The sequence below is a fragment of the Thermofilum sp. genome (assembly GCF_038871435.1).
GTDB lineage: Archaea > Thermoproteota > Thermoprotei > Thermofilales > Thermofilaceae > Thermofilum > Thermofilum adornatum.
The window spans coordinates 1-23,179 of sequence record NZ_JAVZIC010000005.1 but is presented as its reverse complement, the minus strand read 5'-3'; the positions used below and the strand labels follow the sequence as shown (position 1 = coordinate 23,179).

At 47.2% G+C, this 23,179-nt stretch carries 31 protein-coding genes and 1 pseudogene; 17 read left to right on the top strand and 15 right to left on the bottom strand.

All coding sequences use genetic code 11. The annotated features are described in order from the left end of the window. Positions 1-15 precede the first annotated feature (15 nt). Positions 16-1,323 (bottom strand): thioredoxin domain-containing protein, encoded by a 1,308-nt coding sequence (locus QXT17_RS06800; protein ID WP_020961893.1) that lies wholly within the window; start codon positions 1,321-1,323, stop codon positions 16-18. 119 nt (positions 1,324-1,442) lie between these two features. Between QXT17_RS06800 and QXT17_RS06795 the strand changes: the two genes are divergently transcribed. Then, positions 1,443-2,642 carry an aminotransferase class I/II-fold pyridoxal phosphate-dependent enzyme gene (locus QXT17_RS06795; protein ID WP_020961894.1) on the top strand — a complete coding sequence of 400 codons (1,200 nt, stop codon included), beginning with the start codon at positions 1,443-1,445 and terminating at the stop codon, positions 2,640-2,642. On the opposite strand, the gene QXT17_RS06790 is transcribed toward QXT17_RS06795, so the two are convergent. Next, positions 2,639-3,058: a PIN domain-containing protein gene (locus QXT17_RS06790; RefSeq protein ID WP_020961895.1), complete on the bottom strand. Its 420-nt coding sequence runs from the start codon at positions 3,056-3,058 to the stop codon at positions 2,639-2,641. The genes QXT17_RS06795 and QXT17_RS06790 overlap by 4 nt on opposite strands. Further along, positions 3,046-3,300: a hypothetical protein gene (locus tag QXT17_RS06785; RefSeq protein ID WP_020961896.1), complete on the bottom strand. Its 255-nt coding sequence runs from the start codon at positions 3,298-3,300 to the stop codon at positions 3,046-3,048. The genes QXT17_RS06790 and QXT17_RS06785 overlap by 13 nt, the downstream gene beginning before the upstream one ends. A gap of 110 nt (positions 3,301-3,410) precedes the next feature. Between QXT17_RS06785 and QXT17_RS06780 the strand changes: the two genes are divergently transcribed. The 3 genes from QXT17_RS06780 (at position 3,411) to QXT17_RS06770 (ending at position 4,974) form a co-directional block, all read left to right on the top strand. Next, positions 3,411-3,749, top strand: coding sequence for a hypothetical protein (locus QXT17_RS06780; protein ID WP_020961897.1), 339 nt, complete (start codon positions 3,411-3,413; stop codon positions 3,747-3,749). 271 nt (positions 3,750-4,020) lie between these two features. After that, entirely contained in the window at positions 4,021-4,413 is a 393-nt protein-coding gene (locus QXT17_RS06775; protein WP_020961898.1) for a putative metallopeptidase, read from the top strand. An 84-nt stretch (positions 4,414-4,497) separates the two neighbouring features. Continuing rightward, positions 4,498-4,974 (top strand): ferritin family protein, encoded by a 477-nt coding sequence (locus tag QXT17_RS06770; RefSeq protein ID WP_020961899.1) that lies wholly within the window; start codon positions 4,498-4,500, stop codon positions 4,972-4,974. Here the strand turns inward: QXT17_RS06770 and QXT17_RS06765 are convergent. After that, on the bottom strand, positions 4,971-5,408 hold the full coding sequence (locus QXT17_RS06765; protein WP_020961900.1) for a hypothetical protein: 438 nt from the start codon (positions 5,406-5,408) through the stop codon (positions 4,971-4,973). The genes QXT17_RS06770 and QXT17_RS06765 overlap by 4 nt on opposite strands. 40 nt (positions 5,409-5,448) lie before the next feature. Beyond that, complete coding sequence (locus tag QXT17_RS06760) at positions 5,449-6,531, bottom strand: hypothetical protein (RefSeq protein ID WP_342814489.1); 1,083 nt, start codon at positions 6,529-6,531, stop codon at positions 5,449-5,451. Positions 6,532-6,656: 125 nt separating this feature from the next. Here QXT17_RS06760 and QXT17_RS06755 point away from each other — a divergent pair, with 125 nt between their 5' ends. From QXT17_RS06755 to cyaB, 3 genes are read left to right on the top strand one after another with little or no spacing between them, the layout of a single operon-like run. Next, positions 6,657-6,935 (top strand): hypothetical protein, encoded by a 279-nt coding sequence (locus tag QXT17_RS06755; RefSeq protein ID WP_020961902.1) that lies wholly within the window; start codon positions 6,657-6,659, stop codon positions 6,933-6,935. After that, on the top strand, positions 6,926-7,354 hold the full coding sequence (locus tag QXT17_RS06750; protein ID WP_020961903.1) for a hypothetical protein: 429 nt from the start codon (positions 6,926-6,928) through the stop codon (positions 7,352-7,354). The genes QXT17_RS06755 and QXT17_RS06750 overlap by 10 nt, the downstream gene beginning before the upstream one ends. Continuing rightward, the gene (gene cyaB, locus QXT17_RS06745) at positions 7,354-7,881 is read left to right on the top strand and encodes a class IV adenylate cyclase (RefSeq protein WP_020961904.1); all 528 of its coding nucleotides are present in this window, start codon (positions 7,354-7,356) and stop codon (positions 7,879-7,881) included. The genes QXT17_RS06750 and cyaB overlap by 1 nt, the downstream gene beginning before the upstream one ends. Here cyaB and QXT17_RS06740 read toward each other — a convergent pair. Further along, entirely contained in the window at positions 7,871-8,308 is a 438-nt protein-coding gene (locus QXT17_RS06740) for a hypothetical protein (protein WP_020961905.1), read from the bottom strand. The two genes, cyaB and QXT17_RS06740, sit on opposite strands and share 11 nt — an antisense overlap. Before the next feature lie 72 nt (positions 8,309-8,380). Between QXT17_RS06740 and QXT17_RS06735 the strand changes: the two genes are divergently transcribed. Continuing rightward, positions 8,381-9,388: an FAD-dependent oxidoreductase gene (locus QXT17_RS06735; RefSeq protein ID WP_342815813.1), complete on the top strand. Its 1,008-nt coding sequence runs from the start codon at positions 8,381-8,383 to the stop codon at positions 9,386-9,388. Here QXT17_RS06735 and amrS read toward each other — a convergent pair. Both amrS and QXT17_RS06725 read right to left on the bottom strand, forming a co-directional pair. Next, positions 9,385-10,473, bottom strand: coding sequence for an AmmeMemoRadiSam system radical SAM enzyme (amrS, locus tag QXT17_RS06730; RefSeq protein WP_052885608.1), 1,089 nt, complete (start codon positions 10,471-10,473; stop codon positions 9,385-9,387). The two genes, QXT17_RS06735 and amrS, sit on opposite strands and share 4 nt — an antisense overlap. A 40-nt stretch (positions 10,474-10,513) precedes the next feature. Beyond that, on the bottom strand, positions 10,514-11,524 hold the full coding sequence (locus QXT17_RS06725) for an HD domain-containing protein (protein ID WP_020961908.1): 1,011 nt from the start codon (positions 11,522-11,524) through the stop codon (positions 10,514-10,516). A gap of 80 nt (positions 11,525-11,604) precedes the next feature. Between QXT17_RS06725 and QXT17_RS06720 the strand changes: the two genes are divergently transcribed. Together QXT17_RS06720 and QXT17_RS06715 are read left to right on the top strand one after the other, a co-directional pair. Next, a complete protein-coding gene (locus QXT17_RS06720) occupies positions 11,605-12,996 on the top strand; it encodes a TldD/PmbA family protein (RefSeq protein WP_020961909.1) in 1,392 nt (463 codons plus the stop codon). Then, complete coding sequence (locus tag QXT17_RS06715) at positions 12,993-14,321, top strand: TldD/PmbA family protein (RefSeq protein WP_052887025.1); 1,329 nt, start codon at positions 12,993-12,995, stop codon at positions 14,319-14,321. Before QXT17_RS06720 ends, QXT17_RS06715 begins: the two co-directional genes overlap by 4 nt. Positions 14,322-14,328: 7 nt before the next feature. On the opposite strand, the gene QXT17_RS06710 is transcribed toward QXT17_RS06715, so the two are convergent. Both QXT17_RS06710 and QXT17_RS06705 read right to left on the bottom strand, forming a co-directional pair. Next, complete coding sequence (locus tag QXT17_RS06710) at positions 14,329-15,159, bottom strand: formate dehydrogenase accessory protein FdhE (protein WP_052887026.1); 831 nt, start codon at positions 15,157-15,159, stop codon at positions 14,329-14,331. A gap of 76 nt (positions 15,160-15,235) precedes the next feature. Then, positions 15,236-16,126 carry a DUF89 domain-containing protein gene (locus QXT17_RS06705; RefSeq protein WP_187148136.1) on the bottom strand — a complete coding sequence of 297 codons (891 nt, stop codon included), beginning with the start codon at positions 16,124-16,126 and terminating at the stop codon, positions 15,236-15,238. Between the two features lie 240 nt (positions 16,127-16,366). On the opposite strand from QXT17_RS06705, the gene QXT17_RS06700 reads away from it, so the two are divergent. The 5 genes and pseudogenes from QXT17_RS06700 to QXT17_RS06680 all read left to right on the top strand — a co-directional run bounded on the left by QXT17_RS06700 (position 16,367) and on the right by QXT17_RS06680 (position 18,603). Beyond that, a complete protein-coding gene (locus tag QXT17_RS06700; RefSeq protein WP_020961913.1) occupies positions 16,367-16,807 on the top strand; it encodes a type VII toxin-antitoxin system HepT family RNase toxin in 441 nt (146 codons plus the stop codon). Beyond that, positions 16,788-17,204, top strand: coding sequence for a nucleotidyltransferase family protein (locus tag QXT17_RS06695; protein ID WP_020961914.1), 417 nt, complete (start codon positions 16,788-16,790; stop codon positions 17,202-17,204). The genes QXT17_RS06700 and QXT17_RS06695 overlap by 20 nt, the downstream gene beginning before the upstream one ends. A 148-nt stretch (positions 17,205-17,352) precedes the next feature. Next, positions 17,353-17,769: pseudogene (locus QXT17_RS06690) on the top strand (ATP-binding protein). Continuing rightward, positions 17,754-18,104, top strand: coding sequence for a hypothetical protein (locus tag QXT17_RS06685; protein ID WP_020961915.1), 351 nt, complete (start codon positions 17,754-17,756; stop codon positions 18,102-18,104). The pseudogene QXT17_RS06690 and the gene QXT17_RS06685 overlap by 16 nt, the downstream one beginning before the upstream one ends. Positions 18,105-18,147: 43 nt before the next feature. After that, complete coding sequence (locus tag QXT17_RS06680; RefSeq protein WP_342793634.1) at positions 18,148-18,603, top strand: PaREP1 family protein; 456 nt, start codon at positions 18,148-18,150, stop codon at positions 18,601-18,603. 22 nt (positions 18,604-18,625) lie between these two features. On the opposite strand, the gene QXT17_RS06675 is transcribed toward QXT17_RS06680, so the two are convergent. Further along, a complete protein-coding gene (locus tag QXT17_RS06675) occupies positions 18,626-19,012 on the bottom strand; it encodes a hypothetical protein (protein ID WP_052887029.1) in 387 nt (128 codons plus the stop codon). A 151-nt stretch (positions 19,013-19,163) separates the two neighbouring features. Then, positions 19,164-19,499, bottom strand: a complete 336-nt coding sequence (locus tag QXT17_RS06670) for a hypothetical protein (protein ID WP_052887030.1) — start codon at positions 19,497-19,499, stop codon at positions 19,164-19,166. A gap of 400 nt (positions 19,500-19,899) precedes the next feature. Here QXT17_RS06670 and QXT17_RS06665 point away from each other — a divergent pair, with 400 nt between their 5' ends. Together QXT17_RS06665 and QXT17_RS06660 are read left to right on the top strand one after the other, a co-directional pair. Then, positions 19,900-20,022 carry a hypothetical protein gene (locus QXT17_RS06665; protein ID WP_269076293.1) on the top strand — a complete coding sequence of 41 codons (123 nt, stop codon included), beginning with the start codon at positions 19,900-19,902 and terminating at the stop codon, positions 20,020-20,022. A 167-nt stretch (positions 20,023-20,189) separates the two neighbouring features. After that, the gene (locus tag QXT17_RS06660) at positions 20,190-20,588 is read left to right on the top strand and encodes a hypothetical protein (protein WP_342814490.1); all 399 of its coding nucleotides are present in this window, start codon (positions 20,190-20,192) and stop codon (positions 20,586-20,588) included. Between the two features lie 6 nt (positions 20,589-20,594). Here the strand turns inward: QXT17_RS06660 and QXT17_RS06655 are convergent, their stop codons facing one another. The 3 genes from QXT17_RS06655 to QXT17_RS06645 all read right to left on the bottom strand — a co-directional run bounded on the left by QXT17_RS06655 (position 20,595) and on the right by QXT17_RS06645 (position 22,834). After that, complete coding sequence (locus tag QXT17_RS06655) at positions 20,595-21,947, bottom strand: APC family permease (RefSeq protein WP_342785763.1); 1,353 nt, start codon at positions 21,945-21,947, stop codon at positions 20,595-20,597. A gap of 38 nt (positions 21,948-21,985) precedes the next feature. After that, complete coding sequence (locus QXT17_RS06650; protein WP_342783913.1) at positions 21,986-22,300, bottom strand: hypothetical protein; 315 nt, start codon at positions 22,298-22,300, stop codon at positions 21,986-21,988. Positions 22,301-22,375: 75 nt separating this feature from the next. Then, complete coding sequence (locus QXT17_RS06645; RefSeq protein WP_342785761.1) at positions 22,376-22,834, bottom strand: archaellin/type IV pilin N-terminal domain-containing protein; 459 nt, start codon at positions 22,832-22,834, stop codon at positions 22,376-22,378. Positions 22,835-23,179: the final 345 nt, after the last annotated feature.

Below are 23,179 nucleotides of genomic sequence, written 5' to 3'. Positions count from 1 at the left end.
CAAGCCTCTCCATATTTAGCCCTGAAGCCATGAAAATATCTGTGAGAACTGCTGTTCCGTGATACAGAGCTTAATATCTAGACAGCCCTCAACGATTAGCCCTTTATGTGTCTTGTTGCTCCAGAAGATAAGTGTGGGTGTACCAGTAAAGCCCTGTTGCATAAGGTTCCTGGAAAACGCCTGTATGTCCGACTGGTAGCTATTCAGCAATGGTGCGCACTTATCTAGAATGTTTTTCCCAAAATACTTTGCAACCGTCTTGTTTGCATCTGCCATGGTGGTTGTGGTTCCAGAGATGTATAGGTGGTATAGTTCTTGTGATACATTGAAATATGCGTAGCCGTCCTTGGATTGGTTGTATGCACACTTCGCTATCGCGTGCATTGGGACAACTTCTGAATGTATTATTAGATCCACAAATACTACTTGTAGTTTTCCGGTCTTTGCGTAGTTATATAACATGTTTCCAGTAGAGTTTATGAGCATTGCACAGTAGGGGCAGTGATAGTCCTCCAAGATGAAGAGCAGGTTGTCCGAGTCGCCCATTTTTACTCCTTTCCTGAGGAGGTCTGGATTTGGAGGAGCAAGTATTTCGTATGTCTGAACACCCAAGTATTGTAATACCTGACCGACGACGTCCTCTCTAAAAGTGTAGTAGTTCTTGCCGAGGGAGACTACGTACTGGTACCCGGAAGAAAGGTTATAGTTTGATTTGAGGACTATTGCTGGTAGACGCGTTAAGTTTATGCCCAGCGAGTTTACAGAGACTTGCTGGATGCTTGTTATGTTTGAGAGAGATAATTGACCAACTATGTATTTTATATTAGATTCGTTTTCCCGTATGTCCGAGAAAGGTGCAGTTCCCTTAACAATGTATAGTTCCGCTGTATATGTGAGGACGGGCTCGAGACCTGCTTGTGAAGCCATGTAGGCAGAGACCCCTGGATTAAGAACCTTGTAGCCGTCTATTTCTCCGACTACAAACAGTGATAATGCAGAAATGTTACCCTTGAAGAGTAGGGCTGGATAAACCCTCAGTTTTTGAGAGAGGCTAGTGGCGGGGATGGAACAAACTGGGACATTTAGAATGTTCAAGCCGTATTGCTGAAGGGCCAGCTTCAGATTCGAGGTCACAGTGTCTGCGGCAGATTTTTGCTGGTCATTCAGATATACGTAGACTAGTGCGGTCGCAGGGCAGTTCTCTGGCGGCGTGCCCGGTGTGCCGGGTAGTGCTGGTGGTTTTTTGTAGACAAGTAGCACTCCTAGGATGATGCCAAAGATCAGTACGGCGAATGTTAGGCCATAGACTAGTTTACGATTCATTTATTTCGCCGATGCCACTATGTATGCTTAGAAATAAACTTGTCTATAAAGAAGACACATCCCTGGAAAGTAAGTCATCAAATAAAAATATTTAAACATGTCCTGGAAAAAATTTAGACGTGAGTAAAATAAAAATTTCGGAGAGAATAGAGAGGCTAGACTACCCAATAAGGAAATACAATGCCCTGGCTAGAAGCCTTGAGGAAAAAGGAGAAAAAGTAATATACCTTAATATTGGGGACCCGCTCAAATACGACTTTCAGCCCCCTAGGGAACTCATCGAGGAGGCTTGTAGAGCACTGCAGGAGGGCCACCACTATTATTCTTCTTCCGAGGGCTTGAAGGAGCTGAGGGAGGCAATAGCCTACAAAGAAAAGACATGGAACAAGGTGGATATTGACCCGAAAAACATCTTGGTCACAAACGGTGTGTCGGAGGGCATAAACACCTTATACGCAGCGCTGGTCAACGAGGGCGACGAAGTGCTAATACCTGACCCGAGCTACCCACTATACATAAACTTTGCCGACTTCTATGACGCAAGGAAAGTTTTCTACAGGACAATAGAGGAGGAAGGCTGGATACCAGATATAGACGATATGAGGAAGAAAATCACCGAGAAAACAAGGTTTATAGTTGTAAACAACCCGCACAACCCAACGGGTGCAGTTTATCCAAAGAAAGTTCTCCAAGATATCCTAGACTTGGCCGCCGAATACAAGCTACCCGTAGTCTCAGACGAAATATACGACGCCATGGTGTTCAACACAGAGTTCCACAGCGTTGCTTCCCTTGCAAAGAGCGACAACATAGTTATAGGTATGAACGGCTTCTCCAAGACATATCTAGCCACTGGATGGAGACTCGGCTACATATACCTTAAGGGGCCAGAAGAAGAAATATCAAACATGAGGACAGCATTCCTCGGATTCCTAATGACAAGACTCTCAGCAGTAACACCCCTGCAAGTCGCTGTTGCGAGAGCAGTCTACAAGACGGGCAGCCACCTAAAGGAGCTTGTAAGCAAGCTAGATGAAAGGAGAAGATACTCGGCTAAACGGCTCCGAGAAATACCTGGCTTCAGCTTGCCCGTGGAGCCCAAGGGAGCCTTCTATGTGTTTCCACGTGTAGACCTAAAAATGAACGATGAAGAATTTGCTAGACAGCTACTTTTAGACGAGAAGGTCTTTGTCGTATACGGCTCTGGTTTCGGACCCCTAGGCACAAACCATGTGAGACTAGTTTTCCTGCCGCCAGTAGATGTCTTAGAGGAGGCCTTCACGCGAATAGAAAGATTTATGCGAAAAATTTCTAGCTAAGGAGCTGTAGGAATTCCTCTTTTTCTCGCTATTTCTTTCAACTCGTCGTCGTAAGTTGCAAGGGTGGCCCCCATTCTTTGTGCGAGGACAAGTATAATGTAGTCGTTGATCATGGTGGGGTCGGCACCGTCCTCTTTCATCATGTCAAGTGCCCCCATGAAGACCTCGCTGTTTTCGCTGATATAGATGAAGCGAGCATCGCTGAAATATTCCTCTAGTTTTTCTCTAACGTTCTCGACATCTATTCGGAACTTCGTGAGTAGAAGCCAGAGGTATTCGTGTATCGTAATAGAAGCTATGTAGACCCTGTCTGCCTCGTCCAGCAACTGGGCCGCTTCTGCATGTTTCTCGCTGTCCTCAAAGGTGTCGTGAAGCAGTACATCTGTGTCCACTACCAGTCTTGCTACGTCTCCCATCTTGCCACCACCAGTTCATCTAACGCCTCCTTGATTAGTTTTTCCATCTCCTGGGTCTTTATTTGCCTCCCAAGACGCAACGGAGATCTCTTAGTCCTGAACCTAAGTGTCAAAGAGCTCCCCTCCCGAAAAATACTTACATAGGCCGGGAGATCTATCCCCATCTCTTTAAGAAGCACTAATGGCAACTTGATGTTGCCCTCTTCATCTACACGGACAATATATCTCTTTTTCCCAGGCATAGATAAACATTAGTTAAAAACAAATATATCGTTTACGTGTTTCCTCTTAAGTAGAATGGTGATAAGGTATCGAGGCAAGAAAACAAGTAATAAACGGCATCACCTTCATATTGCTTGAAAACTTCAGCGAGATACCACAGGCGCTAAAAGCAGTCCCCCAGGGAAGCAGATGGGACATTCTAGCTATAGACGAATTCATGACCGCGGAAATCGTCTACACGGGCAAGGAACTCCTCCTCGGCATGTACGCTGAGGTTGCCGGCTCACTTCCACAAAAGCTAGAAATACCAGATCCAGAAATCCAAGTCGAAGAAAGAGACAACAAAATTTATCTACGCGCACTAGTATCCTATCCCGTGCAAGGAAGTTTAGTCTACAAGGCAATGATTCAGAAAATAAATACTTTTAGGAAGTTTCTCGGAATTTTGCTTCAAACGCTACAACAATAGATTCTTGTAACACTTGTGAATCCTTTTGCTCTCGAGAGGCTAGCTTAGCATCTATTTTTAAACAATTAGAATGAAAATTTCGCTCCACATATTTACGATTCAACTCTTTCTGTAAGATAAAATCTTCTTTAATTCTTACTAAATTTTGTTTTTGTTGACAGAAAGTTTTACACAAAATTCTATATCGTAGAATAAAGGAGTATATCCAGTGAGAGCAGCTTGCGCCTAGCAGCTATAAACATATTTGTTACATACCTGCACAGAACACGTCATGGCCAAGTTAAGATACGAGAGAGATCCCGATACCGAGAAGCTCGTTAGGAAAATAGTTGTATGTCTAAGACTGGACTGGATCGATCCTAGCAGGGTCTATGTTGTTAAGAGCAGAAAGTCAGCTTCAAATGCTATTGCCAGGATATATGGTCTCCCCAAGGTCTTCCAAGTTTCTCTAGGATTGGAACCCTGCTACGTCATTGAACTTATTTCTGAGAAGTTCGACAGGCTTCCAGAGGAGGAAAAAATAAAGGTTCTCCTACACGAGCTCATGCATATACCTAAAACTTTTTCAGGCGGCTTAAGACCCCACGGGCGGTACACTTCTAAGCGGACAATAGACAAGCTGTATGCTATGCTTCGAGATGCTAAGAAAAGCGGTAGCTGTTAGGCTGGCAACGATTTTTTGCTCTCCTAAGGGGCGTTGTAGCTGAAATTGGGAAAATATATTTACCCCTTAGGCATTACTAGATATGTGCAGAGAACAGACCTTATTAAGACCCTCGAAGAGGCTGTGAAGCTTGAGCAAAGAAATGCGGAGGAACTAGAAAAAGGCGTTGGAAAACTCAAAAGCGAAGTCATCAAGAGTATTCTCGGAAGCATAGCAAATGACTCAAGGAAACACGCAAAGATATATGAGGGAATACTCCGTATACTTCGAGAAGTGGGTCCCGCAATAAGCGAAGACGACTTTGCAATGCTCGAAAAGATTGTAAGGACACACATTAAAATGGAGGAAGAGATGATCTCGACACTCAATAAATTATTCGGTGAGGTGGACGACAAGAGGATAACTTATCTTTTCAAGTATATTCTCGACGACGAGGTCAAGCACCATAAATTGCTACTAAACATACTTGACCTAATCGTAAAGAAAGAAGTGCTTACCGAGAAAGACGTCTGGGACTATTTGTGGAAAGAGGTACCCTTCCACGGAACACCAGGAGGCTAGGTTTGGAGTATAGTCTCCTCGCGGCCGTATATTATCTCTTGAAAACTTGAAAAGTATTTTTCTAGAACCTCTACTGTTTTTTCGAGATATTTATGTAAGTCTTCTATACTCGTTATAGGTGGATATTCAAAGACAAGACCAGACAGCTCACTTGTGAAAGACAACAGATAGACCTTGATTCCCTGAAGTAGTAAGTCTTTTCCCAACTCTTCCAAACTTTGAATCCCTGGCTTCGAGGAAATCTCTACAGGTAACATGAATAGGGAATATTCCTCTTCGAGAGTAATAGTTAAAGGAAGAATTCTGCCAGAAGTTGTCTTCATATAAGTTATGATCGACCTTGAGTCTTCTGAAATTATGTTGTCAACGCCTTTCTTGTTCAGCTCCGAGCTAATTTCTGACACGAGATCCTCGATTCTTCCAACGGGCCTCATACATGTTTTTTGAGCTTTTGTTATTAATAAATGTTATTATTTATTTCTCCTCAAATTTTATCCTTTGAAACGATGGGTCTGGATGTTCACTATTCTCTTTATAGTACTTAACGGCGTCCTGTGTGAGCCATTCAAAGTTCCACGACTTTTCGACGAGGAGGATGCCGATTGGCATTTCGACATTTACTTTGGATAAAACCGTGTAGAATATTGGTTCCACATAGCTTGGGGGTTGCCCCACTACGAGGCCTGTATCCTCGCTGTATAATCCTTCTAGGAAAAATGGAGCCTCAACAAGGGTTCTCGTTATTACTTTGCTGTGGGGACCCTTAAATATGTAGATTTTTTCTGGGACAGAAGTCTTGGGTAGCTCGTAGCTGACAGAATTGTAGGTCCATAGTGGCGCGACGTGGGATCTGTAGTGGTAGCTCATGAGCTGCCTGCTTGGAGGGTCTATGCCGAAGACTCTTCTAATGGAGCTGTGGACTTCGCTTAGCTTGGTATACGCATACTTCATCTTGAAGTAGACTATGAGTAGGTCTATCCAGTCTATCCATTTTCTTTCTTGCCTAATTATTGGGCTCATCGATGTGAGAGTCGCATCGTCAATATTTTCGATGTCTGGTACCACTACTCCTAGAGCTGTGTCATAGCGGGTGAGTTTGCCATTTGGGGTCCAGTGCTTATACTCTTCCCCGACAATTTGGAATTCTGGCTGCATGCCGAAGCTTTTAACATAGTTTGAGACCTGGGACTCTGGTACTAGTCCGAGGACGCCTGTATACAGGCCTGTTATCCCTGGGAATATTTGTTTACCAATTAGCCTATAGATCCTCAATGTGTAGAGTGGGTACTCACGGAAAGGTGGTCCTGGGAAAAGTAGAAAGACATATTTTAGCCCCATCAGGCCTAGATTCGGGACAAAATGCATGGAAATCTTGCTTTCCTGAAGTCTCCTAATAATGTCAATCACTGTGCTGTATGGTAGTTTGGCCTGTTCAGAAATCTTGGATAGAGTATTAGAGGTGGGAGCATAGTACAGGACTTTCCACTCGTTTAGGCTTAGCTTTAGAGATATCCCGCAGTTCAAAACTTCTGGAGGCATAATGTTTCCTTCTGTCAAATATAATCCCTAAGCTAGAGACACCACGGAAAATTATATGTTTAACGTTGAATCCAGAAACTTGCTCGAGATTTGAAAAAGAAAGATTTAGAAAATTCTACGTCTCTATTTATTGGGTTGGTTTGGTGTCGGGGTCTAGGGCCACTTGCGAGAAGGGATATTATTCTAGGAGGGTAGCAGAGGTTATACTGCGCAACGCCACATTGGAAGAGATAAAGAACCTCTCCCTTGAAATACTCATAGCAGAGGTATCATTAAAGATGCGTAGTTGCAACATGACTGATGAAGAGAAAAAGGAGCTACAAATCCTATTGGAAGACCTGGAAAATGCTAAAAAACTGCTCTACAAGGCATATCTTGTCGAATCGTCCAGAAAGAAAAAAAGGGTGGTTCGGTGGATTTGAGAAGTGATCTTTCCAAGCTGATAGAGGAGGTATCAAAGAACGCCAAAACGGGGCTAGTTGACCCGCAAGAAATACAAAACTTAGGAATGGTGTTTCTATCTGTAGCCCTGCTCACAGGCGAGGACTACTTCTTTGTACTGAGCAACACTATGTACACGCTCGCTGATTCTCTGTCTTCTTTTCTCAAGGTGTCAACTATGCCTCTCTCAATGGAGTATCGAAACAAGACGGAGAGCTTGACAGAAGAGATGCGTAGTGGCATTTCTCACACACTACAAGCGATAAGCAACGCTATTAGCCAGGGAGACAAGTGTAGTGCGCTGTCTGCCTCTGCAGAGCTGTTGAGGCTGTCCTACAAGGTGAACATGCTTACCGAAAGTCTTAAGAACGTGGTGGTTCTTGGTTCTCAAGGAGAATAATGCACCGGGAAGTAGAGGTCAAGTTTTCTATTAGCGAGCCAAGCCGTATACGAGAAAAGTTGCTGGAGCTTGGAGCAACCTATGTAGATACAGTCGACCAGGTAGACATCTATTACCAGCATCCCTGCAAGAATTTTGCCGAGACGGATGAGGCGCTTAGGCTACGCGAGAACAACTCTAAAAGTGGTAAAAGCATAGAGCTGACATACAAGGGTCCCAAGAGAGGGGGATGGGCTAAAGACAGGGTAGAAATAGTCTCGAGGGTTGTAGACTCTATGGAGATGCAGGAGATCCTAGAAATGCTCGGCTTCAAAACAGTTGCAAGGCTCCTGAAGCATAGGGAATTCTACATGATTAAAGGTGTCGAGGTGTCAATCGATAAGGTGGAGGGCCTCGGTGACTTTGTGGAGATAGAGGATAAGGGTGGCGGGCTTGAAGCAGTACGGGAGATAGCTAGTCTACTTGGGCTGGGTGAACCTGTTCCAAAAACGTATCTCGAACTATACTTGGAAAAGTTTAGGAAGTGATTGCCTTTATTACTTGGTAAACGATGACAGAGCCCGTGACTACGAAGACTGAATTGTATATTGTGCTTGAGACATTGTGCTCGAAGTACCAGGTTAAAATCTGGAAGAGGACTCCGTGGAGACCTACGTAGAGGACAGCTAGAGAGATAAGCCTCAAGCCCCATTTAAGCGACCCACCTATTTTCTGGGAGTTCAGCCTAAATCTAAGAGAGACCTCGTTGGAGAGGGGGCTTGCAAGTTCCTCTGCTTTCAATGCGAAGATAAAAGCAATAACAGCCACAAAAATGTTTCCAATGTATATCTCCCGGTATATCCTTATAGGTATAAAGAGGCTTGTCGAGAAAAGCCAAAGTAGCACAAGGAGTATGACCAGTGCTGAGACAACTCTGATAGCCACTGTTTTCGACGACACTACTTCTGCAGGCATAGGTTAACAGAAAGAAACTCGAGATTAAAAACCCTTTTATTGAGGTCCCACAGCTATATGATGTGATCAAGTATGAAGAAGTATGACGTAATAATTGTGGGTGCAGGTATAGCGGGGCTAACAGCAGCCCTATACGCGGCCCGCCAGAAACTATCTACGCTAGTTATAAGTGCAGATCTAGGCGGACAGCTCCTTTTGACAAACGAGATACAAAACTTTCCAGGCTTTATGTCCATAAGCGGGCTGGAGCTCATAAGAAAAGTCGAGGAGCAAGCCAAGACATACGGTGCAGAAATACTCTTCGACGAGGTCACTAGCATCGCCGAGCAGGAAAACCTTTTCACAGTGAAAACAGCTTCTGGCAATGAGTTCCAGGCAGAGGCAGTTGTCCTCGCCTTCGGCAAGAGCCCCAAGGAGATGGGTGTACCAGGGGAAAAAGAGCTAAAGGGAAAAGGAGTCTCATATTGCGTCATATGTGATGCCCCGCTCTACAGGGGTAAAAAAGTCGTCCTTGTAGGCTGGGGGCTACATAACTACGAGAACATTGTCCGGCTAAGAGACTATGCAAGTAAAGTCTACTGGGTTTTCCCAGGCGAAAAACCCCTAGAGGAAGAGGAACTACTTAATGAGGCCATGTCTAAGGGAAACGTCGAGCTAGTTCCCTTCTCGGAGCCCGTAGAGGTTAAAGGCGATAAAAGAGTCCGAGCACTAGTTGTAAGGAACAAGAAGACCGGAGAGCTAAAAACTCTAGAGGTTGATGGGGTATTCGTCGAGATGGGCTATGTTACAAAGACAGACTTTCTAAAGGGTCTAGTGCAGCTAAACGAGAGGGGAGAAATCGTTGTAGACAAGATGTGCAGGACAAGCAAGCCCGGAATCTTTGCTGCGGGCGACGTCTCAGAGATGCCCCACAAGCAGGCAGTGATAGCCGCTGGGATGGGCGCGTGCGCCGCGCTAAGTGCATATGCATATGTAATGGAAAAGAGGGGGAGAAAAGTCGGACAAGTTGCCGATTGGAGACATGTAGAAATCCCAGGAAAGAGAAAAGAGGGTGCAGGGCTAAGCATAAAGCTCCGTTAATAGAAGAAGTTGTCCCAGTATCTTTTTCTGTATGTTCCCTTTATGTCTATTTTTGTTCCGCAGACAGGGCACCTGTTGTCCTCGGTAAGGTTCCACTTAGTAATAAAGAAGCCCTTCCTCTCTATGACCTTGGTTCCACACTTGGGGCAATAGGTGTTTTCTAGGGGGTGCCCCCAGACATTGCCGATATAAACGTATTTGAGCCCTGCTTCCTTGGCGATGCTTGCCATGTCCTCTAGTGTTGATACATCTGTTGGGGGATAGTCTATCATTTTATAGTGTGGATAAAACCTCAATATGTGGAGTGGAACCTCGTCTCCTAGGTTCTCTAGGATCCAGGCGACTAGTTGCCTAAATTTTTCCTCGTCGTCGCCCACGTTTGGCACTATTAGGTCGGTTATCTCGATGTGTACACCCTTCTTCTTAAGCTCTACCAGTGTCTGTTTTATGGGTTCAGGGTCTGGCACCCCCATATACTTCCTATAAAACTCTGGATCCCCAGAGGCCTTGAAGTCTACAGTTGCGGCGTCTAGGTATGGGTAAAATTCCTCGAGAGCTTCAGGCGTCATGTAGCCATTTGTCACTATAGTGTTGAATAGGCCATCCTTCCTTGCCAGACGGCTGACGTCATACATGTACTCGTAGAAGATTGTCGGCTCGTTGTATGTATACGAGATGCCATCTGCCCGGAGCCGCTTAGCCTCCCTGACAACCTCCTCTGGAGGATAATATTCGCCATAAAGACCACTCTCGAGCCTGCTCTGGCTTATCTCCCAGTTCTGGCAAAACTGACAGTAAAAGTTGCAGCCCGGGGTCGATATCGAGAAGACAGCGCTCCCCGGATTAAAATGTGAGAGAGGCTTCTTCTCTATGGGGTCGAGGTTTGCCGCCGTTAGCAATCCATACACATACGTGTAGAGCTTTCCCTCAATGTTTCTCCTGACACCGCACACGCCGAACTTGCCAGGTGCAATAACGCATCTCCTGCTACAAAGGTTGCACTGGACGTATCCTGGCTTTCCAGGTATGGTGGCCCAGAACTTTGCCTCCTTGATATATGGTTTTCCCTTGATAGACTCGCTCATCCTATTTACAAGAAAGCCATGCATATCTTTAAACTTTTGGCTAGAACTCTTCTACTGCCTCAACCCTCATCTTTGTTACCTCCTCTAGTGCCTCTGCCTTCTCATAAAATCGATCGAAATCAACTTCCTCGTGCATGTAGCCGTTTATCTTCACGACGAGTTTATCGTTAGCCATCTCAGTTCCCACATATATCCCTTCACCCTTGTAGGCATTCTTAAAGGAGTCTGCAAGACGCACCGTAGCCGCAATGACTAGAGCCTTGACTCCCATTGAGGCAAGCTCTTGATCCTCTGTAATTCTGGTCTTCCTCCTGTGATACAAGATGGTCTTTGAGACAATGTCCAAGTCTACTTTGTCTCCTAGAAAACCAGTTTTCTTAACGTATTCGGCCCCAATAATGTGGTGGTCTTCCTCTCGTCCCCATACACGTCCAATATCATGCAGGAGACCCGCAACATAGGTGTTTAGCCTGTCTTGAGCGGTGAAGCGGTACTTGTCCTGAAGAGCATCTAGTACGTCGAGAGCAACACCTGCAACTGTTGAGGCATGGTCAAGGTAGCCCCAATAGCCAGTCTTTTCGACTTCTTCAAGTAACCTCTTCAGGAATGGCAGATCAGTTATTTTGATGGCGCGGAAGAACCACCTGAGAGCTAGACCTTGTGATATTGTTTCGTTAACGTAGCCAAGCGACCTGAGCCTTCCCAGAATCGTGTTGGGCGACGCATTGTCTCTCAGTGCCAGAAGCATACCCACCGTGCTACCACTCCTCCCAATCCCGCCATAGCAGTGGATCAAGACTCCTTTCCCACTGCGCAGGGCCTCCAAGGCTGGGAGCACGGCCTTGTAGAGTACGCCCTCGAAAGCCCTAAACGAAAAGTCAGGTATGGGGTAGCTGATTTTCTCTACTGTGCTGGGCAACTCATATTTACACTCGTTCTCAGTTAAATCTACAACAAGGCCTAGCCCCCTCTTTGCTAGTTGCCTTAGAGTCTCCGTGTCCGGGCACGAGGACCAGTAGAGACCACCATTCAGGTCGCGTAGCCGAGCCATAGTCCTTCTCCACCATCAAAGTTTATACTGTTATTGATTACGGCGCTAAAAATTTGTATATGCATGTTGCATGTTAAACGATGCATGAAGACATAGCCCAGATTCTATTTGAAAAAGCGGGCCACCTGGGAGCCAGTTTTGCCGAGGTAAGATTTGAGGACACGACTAGAGAGTTCATCTCCTATGTAAACGGACGCATCACTTCTCTCGGGAACCAGAAGACCAAGGGTGCAAGTATAAGAGTGATCTACGAGGGGGGACTTGGATTCGCCTCGACATACGACTTGAGCAGAGACGGTCTTCTCAAGGCCTTGGAAGAGGCCGTAAAAATTGCTAGATCCCTCTCTGGCTCTGGCAAAAAACTAGCGACAGTAGAGCCATACAAGAAGAGCTTCAAGATTGAAAACGTGAAGAACCACCCCTCCCAAGCAGAATTAACTGAAAAAATTGGGCTTGTAAAGAGGATATACAGCTACCTAAGCGAGAGAAAGGTGTCCTCTTCTATAGCGAGGTACGGCTCCTACTATGGCGTTATAGAGGTCTACACAAGCGACGGGCTACACGTGTCAGCAGAGAGGCTCGTGACAGGAATATCTGCAACCGCCGTAATCAGGGAAAATGGCAAAGTAGGAGACAGCACAGAAACCTACGGCGCGTCGCTTGGACTGGAGGCTTTTACAGGCGAAAACTCCCCTGAAAACATAGCCGAGAAGGCCTACGAGAACGCAAGGCTAGCATTAAAGGCATCGCGGCCCCCTGCAGGCCTCCAGACAGTAATCACTCGTCCAGAGCTCACGGGCGTCTTTGCGCACGAGAGCTTTGGACACCTAACAGAGGGCGACGGCATATTTGCTGGTTCAAGCCCCCTGGTAGGAAGACTTGGCGAAAAATTGGCCAGCGAGCAAGTTACGATTGTCGATTCTGGCTACGACGAGAGGGGAGGCTACGTGTTTCTCGCAGACGACGAGGGGGTACCCACTAGGAGAACGGTCCTGGTCGAGAAGGGAATACTTAAGGGCTACCTGCATAGCAGGGAAAGCGCTGCACTCACTGGTATGGAGCCTACGGGAAACGGGAGGGCCCAAAGTTTTGAGCATGACGTTATTGTTAGGATGAGGAATACCTTCTTTGAGGCTGGCAACTGGAAAGAAGAAGAGATAATTGCCGACACAAAGAACGGGCTTCTACTAGACAAGCCGGCCGGTGGACAGGTCGAGGAAGACGGCACCTTCACATTTAACGCTAGGATAGGATTCATAATAGAGAATGGGGAGATAAAGGAACCAGTTAGGGACGTTGTCCTTGCAGGCAACATACTTGAAATGCTGAGATATATCGACGCTGTAGGCAAAAACGTTGAAATATCTACGAGCCCCTTCGGTGGCTGTGGAAAATGGGGCCAATGGGTGCACGTCGGCGATGGTGGTCCTACGCTTAGAGTATCCAGGCTTCTTGTGGGTGGTGAAAAATGAGAGAAGAGTTTCAATCTATTGCTGAGTGGATACTGAAACGCGCATTAGAGCTCGGCGCGGACGAAGCAGAAGTAAGCCTCACTGTTTCGACCTCTAGGCTTGTAAAAAGCGAGGGAGTCTATCCAAAGGCTCTCTCCAGGGCATCTATCGACGTGTGGATCAGGGTGGCAAAAGGCAAAAGGGTAGCAATAGCTACTGCCTCTACTCTTGAAAGAGATGCCCTGGCAAGCACGGTCGAGAAAGCCGTTCAGCTTGCACGCGTGTCCGAAGAAGACCCCCACTGGAACGGTTTGCCGGATCCAGAGAAGCCTACACATAGCTGGGTAGGCTTCGACGAGGGCATAGTAAGCCTCGAGGCAGGATGGCTTCTAGACCAAGTCCGCTCCCTGATAAGCGAGGTTCCCAAGAGATATAGGGACGTTAAGGTAACTGCCTCAGGAGGAACACTTGCCTATGGCTACAGCTACGTGGCGAACACTAGGGGCCTCTCAGCAGAGCAGAGAGGCACCTACATGTCCATGTCGCTATCGACAAAAGCGACACACTCGGGGAACGAGGGGACTGGCTTTGCGTTTCTAGAGTCCCGAAGCCTAGTCCTAGACTTCGACAACCTAATAGACAGGGCCTGCAAGATGGCCCTCGACTCGGCAATGGGCGAGAAACTTGGATCGACAATAAGTGGCAATGTGGCCTTTAAGCCTCTACCGCTCGGAGAGCTACTTGAGTACCTACTTGTCCCAGCCTTCAACGCAATGAATGTTCTAGAGGGGCTCAGCCCTCTAAGGGACAAGACCGGCCAAAAAGTCTTCGGGAAGCTGACCCTCGTAGACGACGGCTCTCTGCCTGGAGGACTAGAAACAGCACTATTCGACGCTGAAGGCGTCCCGCGCAGGAAAACTGTCCTCGTAGAAGACGGCGTCGTAAAGGGCTTCCTCCACAACACATATACAGCTAGGAGAATGGGCGTCAAAAGCACTGGAAACGCCGCGAAAGCCAGGGGATCCTATGCCGTATCCCGGTCAAACATGATTATACAAGGAGGCGAGCTATCCGAGGAAGAGCTAATAGAAAACGCGCAAGTGGTTGTCGACGGCACCCTGCTAAGCGTCCACACAGTAAACTATGTCACAGGAAACTTTAGTGTCGTAGCGACGAACCCCTACCTAGTGAAAAATGGCGAACTAAAGCCTCTCAAGCCAGTCAGCGTTGCCGGGAACATATACCAGTCGGCAGAAACACTCGAATTCTCGAGGAAAATAATCAACACTTATACAGGCTTCTACCTTCCCTTGACCCTTGCCGGAAAAATAACAGTGACCGGATAAAAAATATCTATTTTTGTCCGCTCGCCAAGAGATCCAGTCTAAAAGACCAGATATCGTAGAGAGACCTGGGGATATTTGTGCCGACTTTTCTCTCGTCTACAATTTTCCAGTAACCGCCACACTTGTAGCAGGCCATCAACCTAAACTTGTCCTCGCCCTTCACAGGTATCTCTATAATAGATTCACTCTCCTCGTTTCCACAGTATGGGCACTTTCCTTCTGGATAGCTCCACTCTGCGCCGCAAAACTGGCACTTAAGGTGGGAATGTCCCTCCTCATCTATAAATTCCAGCCTAGACGGCCCCCCACAGACGGGGCACCTCCCGCTATGCCAAGAAGAGAAGTCTGTCTCGCCGCTTACTGCGCGAGAAAAAGCCTCAAATATTGGCTGGATTGACCAGGCGAGGATTGCCTCTAGAACCTCTGGGTCGACCTGGATTTTTTCCGCGACTTCGTGCACTTGTTCCTCGTTTCCGGCAAATAGTGCGTCTGAGAGCTCTGAGAGCTTTATCTCGCCACTTTCACGGGAAGCCTCTATCTTGTCTATTGGCTCAACCGTCTCGGGAATATTCTCCCTTAGAAAACTAATTATTGCTTTGTATGAGGCTAGAAGGTCTTCTTCCTCTATCTTTAGCGGCACAGAGAGGTAGGCCGGCTTTCCCTCTGCGAAGCCTTTCTGGATCTCCTCAAGGGGCAACTGCTTGAACTTGTCGCTGAACTGGAGGCTTGTATTGTACTGGACCTCTAGAAGTTCGACATATTTAACGAGAGAATCTTCGTCTATAGGAATGTCGGGCTTAATGTCTTTCAACTTGTCCTTTAGAGAGACTTTATCCATTTAAACCATCTCGGACAAATATCCTTAGCAGGCCATCATTAAAAAATGTAGCGTCCAAGGGAAAAACAAGGGAAAACTAAACCGCGTTCAGCATTGACGGAGGGCCTTTGAGGAAGAAAGCTGCCGCCTCACCAACATTCACGTTTGAAGCCCTGGCTATTGGTCCACACTTAGCCATCAACAGGACAAAAACGTTTGCGTCTGGCTGGGCATACATGAAGGACTCGAAGTTCGCCATCCCCTTGGATATAACGATGTCTGCCCATTCCAAGGCCTTGACAGCCTCCTCGGAAACATAGCCCGGAACGATGCCGGGAAAATCTGTCCCAGTACTCACGAGCTCGCCGTACTCCTGGAGCCCCAGCCTCAATGCCTCCTGGTATGTAATATCGTTCTGGTAAGGCTCGCCCCTAACTATGATCTTTAGCTTCAAGCCCATCCTCCTCAAGTCACGTATAACCATGGAGTCAAAAACAGCCTCCCCACAATTGTCGAGAACATAGGTTACCTTAGAGCTCTGGAGCAACAACAAGTAGAGCCTATCAGTCTCATCGCGGCCAAACCTAATTTGAGAAGCCTTCTCCCAGAAAACCTCTGGATCCAGGCCATTTGGCGAGCCCGGGTCGAGAAGGTTGGCCGCAACACTTAGACCAACAAGGTACCTAAACCTCTCGTAGCCGCTCAGCTCCTCCAATTTCCCCTCAATGCTCCTAGCTAGTTCAAGAGCTATCCTATGGCTCCTCTCCTTGTATTCCCTGTATGGGTCAGTTTCCCTTAGTAGCTCCTTTACTTTTATGAACCCCTTCCATGCAACAATAACAGTGGAGGAATCATCAATCAAGTCGCCATAATATTTTGTAAAGTCCCTGAGAAGCCTGAGCTTTTCGTCATCCGGCAAACTCGAAGCCAAAATCTCGCTGGTCCTAGTCCTATAAATGCACGGTACACATTCAGGTGACAACTTCATGTCAGATCCCCAACCAAATATTAAGCCACTATAATAACCTTTACATCCCCCAGCAACAGTAACCATCTACCCGTTAAACTCAACAAGCATCAAAATGCCGGGAAACTTGGACTAGGCCCAAAAGGCTTAGGACGCCAAAGCACCTTTGTAGCGTTGCCGGAGACTATAGAAAGAATAAAACGCATAACGCATTGCTCCAGAGGGATACTTTTATGAATGGTATAAATCATTCATACATGCATGACGAGTCCTGGTGAGCCGCGGATAAATAAAGAGTACGTTCTCAGCGTAGTAGCAGAAGCCAGGGACTCTATATCATTTGTAAAGAAAGTTTCCCAGAAGCCTTTCGATTCTCTGTCAGATGCTGAGAAATATGCTATAAGGTATCACTTAATTATAATTGCAGAGGCTTTAGCATCAATAGCTCTTCACCTCTGCAGAAACATGTTAAGTCAGAGACCAGAAACTCCGTCGCATGCTGTCAGACTCCTTGCTGACAATAACATTATCCCTGGCGAAGTTGCCGAAGACATTTTGAGATTTCTGAGAATGAGAAACCTGCTTGTACACAGGTACTGGACTGTTGACGACAGGAAAATCTATGAGAACATTAAGAGCGACTTTAATTCTATAGAGAATTTTCTAGAGGTGGTTCTCGAAATTGTCAGAGGAGAGATATAGATACTATACAATGTCTGAAGAAGAGAGAAAAAAAGTCCTAGACAGACTCAGAGAGATTCTAGCTAAACACGGCGTCGAGCTAGCAATTGTCTTTGGGAGCTTTACATATGCAGAAGAGTTCAGAGACATCGATATAGCTGTGTATTCAAAAAAGATGACCTTCCAAGACCTGCTAAGGCTTGGAGTAGACCTCGAGCTAGAGCTGGGATTGCCAGTTGATGTTGCCCCTCTAGACCAGCTCCCTCCAAGATTCCGGCTTAACGTCCTATTAAGAGGCATAGTCCTGCTAGAAAAACCTGGGCTCTACGAGTGCCTCTACATGCAGACCCAGGACGAACTTATGCAAGCCGAGACCTCAACGAAAAGACAAAGGTTAACAGACACACTGAGGGTCTAATGCAAGGCAGACGTTTCAACCAGCAGTCAGCTTTTTATCTTGCAATGCATGAGACGATGCCCTCAAAGAGAGACCTAAATAAAATGTAACGCTTTGTTTCCTTGAAGGATTTAAATAAGCGCGCGCGCTCAGCGATGCAGCGGCCGACATTACCGGTGTAACGAGCCTCAAGCTTGTAACAATTGTAATTGACCTCGTAAAGGAGCTGGTCAGGCTTGGTAAAAAGAAGGTTGCCGTCTTAATGGATGAGGCGTTCCAATCGATAGGGCTCGAAAAATCAGCGGTCTATGTTAAGAGCCTTCTAAGCCTTATATAGTACCCCAGAAGCTACGAGAGCATTGTGGCTGTAGCCACTACTAGTGAGGGATTAACGAGGTCTGAGATAGGTAGACACAGGTGGGCATATATTGCGCCACTATGGAACTTGTCTCGAGAGGGCTTTATGGAGCTATACGAGCAGGAAAAACTGGGAAAGGGGAGGCTATCCTCCACCCCCTGGTTTCACGGCAGAAGACGCATGGCTTATAACGGGAGGAAACCCCTACATGATTGCGAACCTCGCTGAAACAGGGTGGTCCCCCCAAAAAGGCCGCAGAAAGAATTGTCAGCTTGAGGAAGCTCCTGTATTTTGTAAACTCTCTAAGCATGGATGAGAAGAAATGGTTATCAGAGGCCGTAGAGGACCCTGACACGCTCTTTACTAGGGAACGAATCCCGCTACTCGACAAGCTAGTAGAACGAAACCTTGTCGTGGACGACATTCCGCCTCGAAGCCCAGACTTATGGATAGATACCCCTCCACCCGAGAAGGATACAGAGCTCGGGATAGGAAAGCATGTCGCGTGGAAAACACTTCTCCACCGTAAAGCTGTAAAGCTCGCCTTAAAAGCATCCACGTAGCATCTTTATAGGCAGAAAGAGATCCATGCTATAGGTGAACATAGTGGGCACGAGTAAATACGTGCCTCAAAAGAAAGAGACGCCAACTGTTGGCCACCCTACTCTGAACCCCGAAATCAAGAAGCACCTAGACCTGGCGCTAAGCTTCCTCGAGGAAGGCAAAAGCTTCGTAGAGAAGAATCCTGTCCAAGCCTCTGAAAAACTCTACAAAGCCGCAGTAGAGTCTGTAAAGCTACTTGCCCTCTACCTAGGCGTCTCGGATGTGCTCGCACAAGTAAGGCAGAGAAACAGGTGGACAGTAACAGACCTCGAAAAAGCTGTCGAAGCAATTAGCAAGAAACTGGGAGACTGGTTCATGGCCTCCTGGGACACTGCATGGGCGCTTCACGTCTGGGGGTTCCACGAGGCAAAATTCGACTCAGAAGCAGTAAAGATTAGGCTACCTTACATTGAGAAAATAGTCGAGGAAGCAAAGAAAATAGTATCTGGGGAGGAATAGACCGCTGTTTTCAGCTAGAAATCTAGAAGGATCCTTTATGTTTCAAGGAGACCAGAGAGCACACTTTGTCCGCTAGCTCCTCGACACCCTCGTAGAACCTCAGCTCCGCCAGCCTCCTCGAATCAACGTATGGCTCATAGACCCTCATCTTGTCTGACGAGAGGCCCGTACCTCCCAAGACAAATACGGGCTTGCCTTCTAGATATGCGGTAACAATCTCCATAATCGTGCCTGCCTCCCCGCCCACAGCGACCAGCACGTCCGCCGTCCTAACGAGCGCGACACTTCTACCCCTAAAACCCATGCCAGTCCTTACAACTATGGCTCCCTCTGGGAAACTCTCGTCCTCCCGCTCTAGTGGCGGGAAAATAAGGACACCCAGGCCCCTCCCCCAAAGCCTCGTTGACAACAACCCTCATGAGGCCCCAGTAGCCACCGACAGCAACTACGAGGCCTGTTCCACACCTCTCGGCCAGCAGGCCCACGAGCCTCCTAGCCTTATCCGCAAGGCCGACAGGGGCTCCGTCCCCAGTGCAGCTATCCCCACTACCTTCACTCGTTCACCCCTTTGCTAGATCCTCCATAAGCCTCTTGACCTCGTAGTAGACAGTCCCGAGAGGCATGTCCCTGTACAAGACGAAAAACTGCTTCCCAAAGCCATACTTGGCATAGGCAATGCCCGAGCCGCTACCCTCGGCTATAAGTATCCTCACACCAATATTCCTAGCCTTCCTCAAAAGCTCGGTAGAAAAAGAAAACGTGTCGAGGATAAGGGGAAGCTTCTCCCTGTCAACATCGCCAACGATCCAAGTCTTCCCATCCTCCACTGCAACAATGCCCCTAAACCCCCTAACCCTCGCCAATACAGAGCGAAGCTTCTCCTCGACCCCAGCCATACATATCACCTGTTATTTTTCCCACAGCGTGGAAACTTATCCAAGGACGCTAGACACACAATCAACCTCCATTCCTCCAGAAATCCCTCACCCTCTTATAAAGACTATCACAAGAGAACAAGTACTTCAGCCAATCAAGCTCTCCTCACCGCTCAGAACCAGAAACCCTCATCAGCACCTTTACATGGTAAATCCCATATAAAAACCTTCATCGCGACAAAACCTAAACACATCTACTATGTTCAGAAAGACGAGGCGATAAAAAAACTTGAAAAGTCATCGTGTATTACCCATATGCATGAAGAAAATAACGGTAAGCAACAAAGTATACAAGAAGCTATTAGCGCTCAAAGGAGAAAAAACCTTCACATAAATAATCGACGAACTCATAAGAGAAAACGTGAAAAAACGTGCCGAAATGATAATCTCCTTGTCAACAAAAAGCCCGCCAGAAGAATATGGAGAAGCAATTAAACTCGTAAAGGAAGGTTTACGGGCCAGACACATCGAAAAAGATACTTGAAGCATCTTTCCTCTCAGAGGCAAAGATAGGAAAAGTAGAAGTAAAATCGGAAACAAGACGAGAATACTTCAAGTATTTGGACAAAGGTCTCCACGGGACGCATCAAGTGAAAAATTGAACTAAATTCCTTTTAAACCAGCGAAACCTTCTCTTACTCGGTGAGACACGTGGCTGGCAACATAAAGCTAGAAATAACCTTCGGGAACAGTGAGCCCCTCAAAATACAGGTACAAGACGGGCAACCCCTCGAGCTACTCCTCGAAAACAACAGCGACTCCACGGTAAGCTACGAAGTGTCACTCAAAAAGCTAGAGGGATACCTGACCTATACAATACTCAAACTAGAGCTAGACGGCAAGACAGCCTACCTGGGCAGGAGCACAAAGCCGGGAAAAATACTAGAAAAAGCCCTGCCGCCCCGCCAGAGCATGGCACTAAGGCTTAGCGTCCTCTCCCCAAAGACAGTCGAAGACAGCGCAGAGATATCAATAGAGGTAAATGCAAAACCAGTAGTCGTTCCAAGCGTCCCCATAACAATATTTGAAGAAGTAAAAATAGAGAACTAGAAAAAACTAGCTTCCGTTTCTTCTAGGCTTATACATCACTAGCCCCAGAAGGGCAACAATTATAGTGCTAAGCCATACAATCCAGTCCCCAAAGCTCAGGGCAACAAAGAAAACAATCAACACGTTCGCCAGCACAGGCAAAAGCGGAAAGTTGCCAATATTCAGCGGGACCCTAAAGTGCCTCTTAAGGCCTTTTCTCCTCCTAAGGGCCACGACTGAAGAGTTCACGAGCAGGAAGGCCAGGAGAACCGCTAGGCTCGCAGTCTTCCCAACAAGGTCTATCACCTGGTACTCCTGCCCACCGAAGCTCAGCCTCCACCCAGTTACGCTAGGCAGATAGTCCGTGAGGAATATCAGGAGTATAGCCAGTGCCCCCGAAAGAGCCACAGCAACGTAGGGCGTCCTCCTCCACTTATCCACCTTTGCAAGCCCGCCCCACGCAACCCCCTCCTCCGCGAGCCCATACGCTAGGCGGGAAGAAGACACGAGGAAGCCGAGAACAGTATTAGTCGTGGCGAATAGGGCTATAACCATGAGAAGCAGAAAAGAGCCAGGCCAAGCCCTAGAAGCCGCGTCAGCCATAGGGGCCTTGCTCGCGCCTAGCTCCTCCCAGCCCATAAGCCTCACGACAGAGACGCTTACAAGAAGGTAGATAAGAGTCGTAACGCTCACAGCAAGCACGATGGACTTAGGCACAACCCTCTCAGGGTTAAGGGTCTCCTCGCTCAGCGTAGGCTGGTACTCGAAACCAGTATACGCGAAATAGAAAACCGCGGCCCCAACCAGCACGGCGAGGACAGGGTCAGCAGAGGGGTTAAAAGACAAGTAGCCTGGATTCCTCTGCGGGAACAATAGGCCAAGCAGGGAAACAAATAGCAGGCCCCCAGCCTCTATAACAGTGAAGACGGCACTCAGCGCCGCGGACTCCTTTATACCCCACCAGTTCAGAAAAGACAATGCGACGAGGAGCACAAACGTCACAGGCACAATCCACGAGTCGCCAAGCCCAAAAAGCCTAGCAAAATAGCTCGAGAAACCTAGACCAGCGGTCGCGGCCCCAGCAACACCCCCGAAAAACAGCATCCACGCCGCCACGAAGGCTACAAGCCTGCTCTTCGGGAAAGCCTCAGCCACATACGTATACGTGCTCGCCGCGGTCGTAAATATCGAGGAGAGCTCCGCAAAGGAAAACGCTGTAGCGACAGCTATCACAGCCGAGAAGGCAACACTCATCCACACAGCGTCCCCAACGATCCCAGCGGCCCTACCAATCAACACATAGATGCCGGCGCCAAGTATAAGACCAACGCCGAACAGCGTCGCATAGCCCAGCCCAAGCTCCCTCTTAAGCTCCGACATACAAGTAGAAAAAAGAGAAAAACTAAAAAACCTTTACCCTACTCCTTCAGCTCCGCCGAGACCTCGCCCTCAAGCGTCCCAGAAGCCTGCCATATCTGGATATCCCTGGCAACGATCCTCACGGGCTTGCCGTTCTCAACATAGACAGCAATCTTCCCAGTAATCAGCTTGTTGCTACCAATTTTGTCCTCGATGGCAAAGCCAAGACGCTGAACAAGCCTCGCAAGGACACGCCTATGCTCCTGCAACACGGCCCTGTTCCTAGCGCCAACCGCGCCCCACACGTACCGAATAAAGCTACTACCCGTCGGGTTGACCGGCCTAACCAGCTCAAACTCTATCGTCTCACTCATCAAGCCAAAAAACAAACAACAAATAAATATACTTAGCGCAGAAAAAACAAAGCAAAAAATCGTTTATCCAAGAGTTTAACTCTTTACACTGTATGCCTGTAGGACTATTAGCTTTGGATAGTCTTTTCCGCTAGCAGTGTGAAGCTTTATCTCGAGACTAACACCAGGAGTAACAGTAAATTGAGAAGGTTTTTTGCTGAATTGCAGAATTAGTGTTGTCTGATTGCCAGGGTTTAGAGGTATTGGGAAGCTGACAGGTTTATTACCAACTTGCACCGTTAACCCTGTTGCACTAGAGGGAAGACCGTTTACGTATATGTCTGTTATTGTCGCTGTAGAGGTTCCAGTGTTCTGAACAGTGATTACAATACCGCTCGAGTTATCGTAGATCGAAGTGATTTGGAGTTGTTCGAAGCCTGTGAAGAGCCCGACGATGCCTGTCATCCAGAAGGCTACCGCTATTGCCACTGCGATTGTGACTGCTACGATGATTACGGTCGCTATTACGGGGCTTATACCACTTCTTTTCTGCATAGTTTTTCATGTATTACTCTTTTTTTTCCTTATAAAGCTTTTGGCTACCTGGCTTGGAAACTGTTCTAGGGAATAGCTTTTGCCAGCTTATATCTACGGCAAGCTTTCCTACGTGCCTTGTTTGGGCAAACACCACTTTGGGGAACTCTCGAACAATATGCCTCTCACGTGACTAGTCTATTGCCGTTATGTTTTAATTTGTCATGATAACTAATCCACAAACTTATTATTAACCGGCGATAATAACTAGCTATGCGCGCTTCTAAGGAGCTAGGCAAGGAGAAAAAGCTGAGAATACACGAGTCAGACAAGGTAATCATTATACACAGCGAAGAGTCAGACTGG

Excerpts from the sequence above, each read along its gene's own strand:
- QXT17_RS06720 (WP_020961909.1), top strand. The coding sequence starts at position 11,605 with ATGCATGAAGACATAGCCCAGATTCTATTTGAAAAAGCGGGCCACCTG.
- amrS (WP_052885608.1), bottom strand. The coding sequence starts at position 10,473 with ATGAGCGAGTCTATCAAGGGAAAACCATATATCAAGGAGGCAAAGTTC.
- QXT17_RS06700 (WP_020961913.1), top strand. The coding sequence starts at position 16,367 with ATGACGAGTCCTGGTGAGCCGCGGATAAATAAAGAGTACGTTCTCAGC.
- QXT17_RS06735 (WP_342815813.1), top strand. The coding sequence starts at position 8,381 with ATGAAGAAGTATGACGTAATAATTGTGGGTGCAGGTATAGCGGGGCTA.
- QXT17_RS06710 (WP_052887026.1), bottom strand. The coding sequence starts at position 15,159 with ATGGATAAAGTCTCTCTAAAGGACAAGTTGAAAGACATTAAGCCCGAC.
- QXT17_RS06715 (WP_052887025.1), top strand. The coding sequence starts at position 12,993 with ATGAGAGAAGAGTTTCAATCTATTGCTGAGTGGATACTGAAACGCGCA.
- QXT17_RS06800 (WP_020961893.1), bottom strand. The coding sequence starts at position 1,323 with ATGAATCGTAAACTAGTCTATGGCCTAACATTCGCCGTACTGATCTTT.
- QXT17_RS06645 (WP_342785761.1), bottom strand. The coding sequence starts at position 22,834 with ATGCAGAAAAGAAGTGGTATAAGCCCCGTAATAGCGACCGTAATCATC.
- QXT17_RS06725 (WP_020961908.1), bottom strand. The coding sequence starts at position 11,524 with ATGGCTCGGCTACGCGACCTGAATGGTGGTCTCTACTGGTCCTCGTGC.
- QXT17_RS06650 (WP_342783913.1), bottom strand. The coding sequence starts at position 22,300 with ATGAGTGAGACGATAGAGTTTGAGCTGGTTAGGCCGGTCAACCCGACG.
- QXT17_RS06655 (WP_342785763.1), bottom strand. The coding sequence starts at position 21,947 with ATGTCGGAGCTTAAGAGGGAGCTTGGGCTGGGCTATGCGACGCTGTTC.
- QXT17_RS06705 (WP_187148136.1), bottom strand. The coding sequence starts at position 16,126 with ATGAAGTTGTCACCTGAATGTGTACCGTGCATTTATAGGACTAGGACC.
- cyaB (WP_020961904.1), top strand. The coding sequence starts at position 7,354 with ATGCACCGGGAAGTAGAGGTCAAGTTTTCTATTAGCGAGCCAAGCCGT.
- QXT17_RS06785 (WP_020961896.1), bottom strand. The coding sequence starts at position 3,300 with ATGCCTGGGAAAAAGAGATATATTGTCCGTGTAGATGAAGAGGGCAAC.
- QXT17_RS06740 (WP_020961905.1), bottom strand. The coding sequence starts at position 8,308 with ATGCCTGCAGAAGTAGTGTCGTCGAAAACAGTGGCTATCAGAGTTGTC.
- QXT17_RS06670 (WP_052887030.1), bottom strand. The coding sequence starts at position 19,499 with ATGGCTGGGGTCGAGGAGAAGCTTCGCTCTGTATTGGCGAGGGTTAGG.
- QXT17_RS06765 (WP_020961900.1), bottom strand. The coding sequence starts at position 5,408 with ATGAGGCCCGTTGGAAGAATCGAGGATCTCGTGTCAGAAATTAGCTCG.
- QXT17_RS06790 (WP_020961895.1), bottom strand. The coding sequence starts at position 3,058 with ATGGGAGACGTAGCAAGACTGGTAGTGGACACAGATGTACTGCTTCAC.
- QXT17_RS06775 (WP_020961898.1), top strand. The coding sequence starts at position 4,021 with ATGGCCAAGTTAAGATACGAGAGAGATCCCGATACCGAGAAGCTCGTT.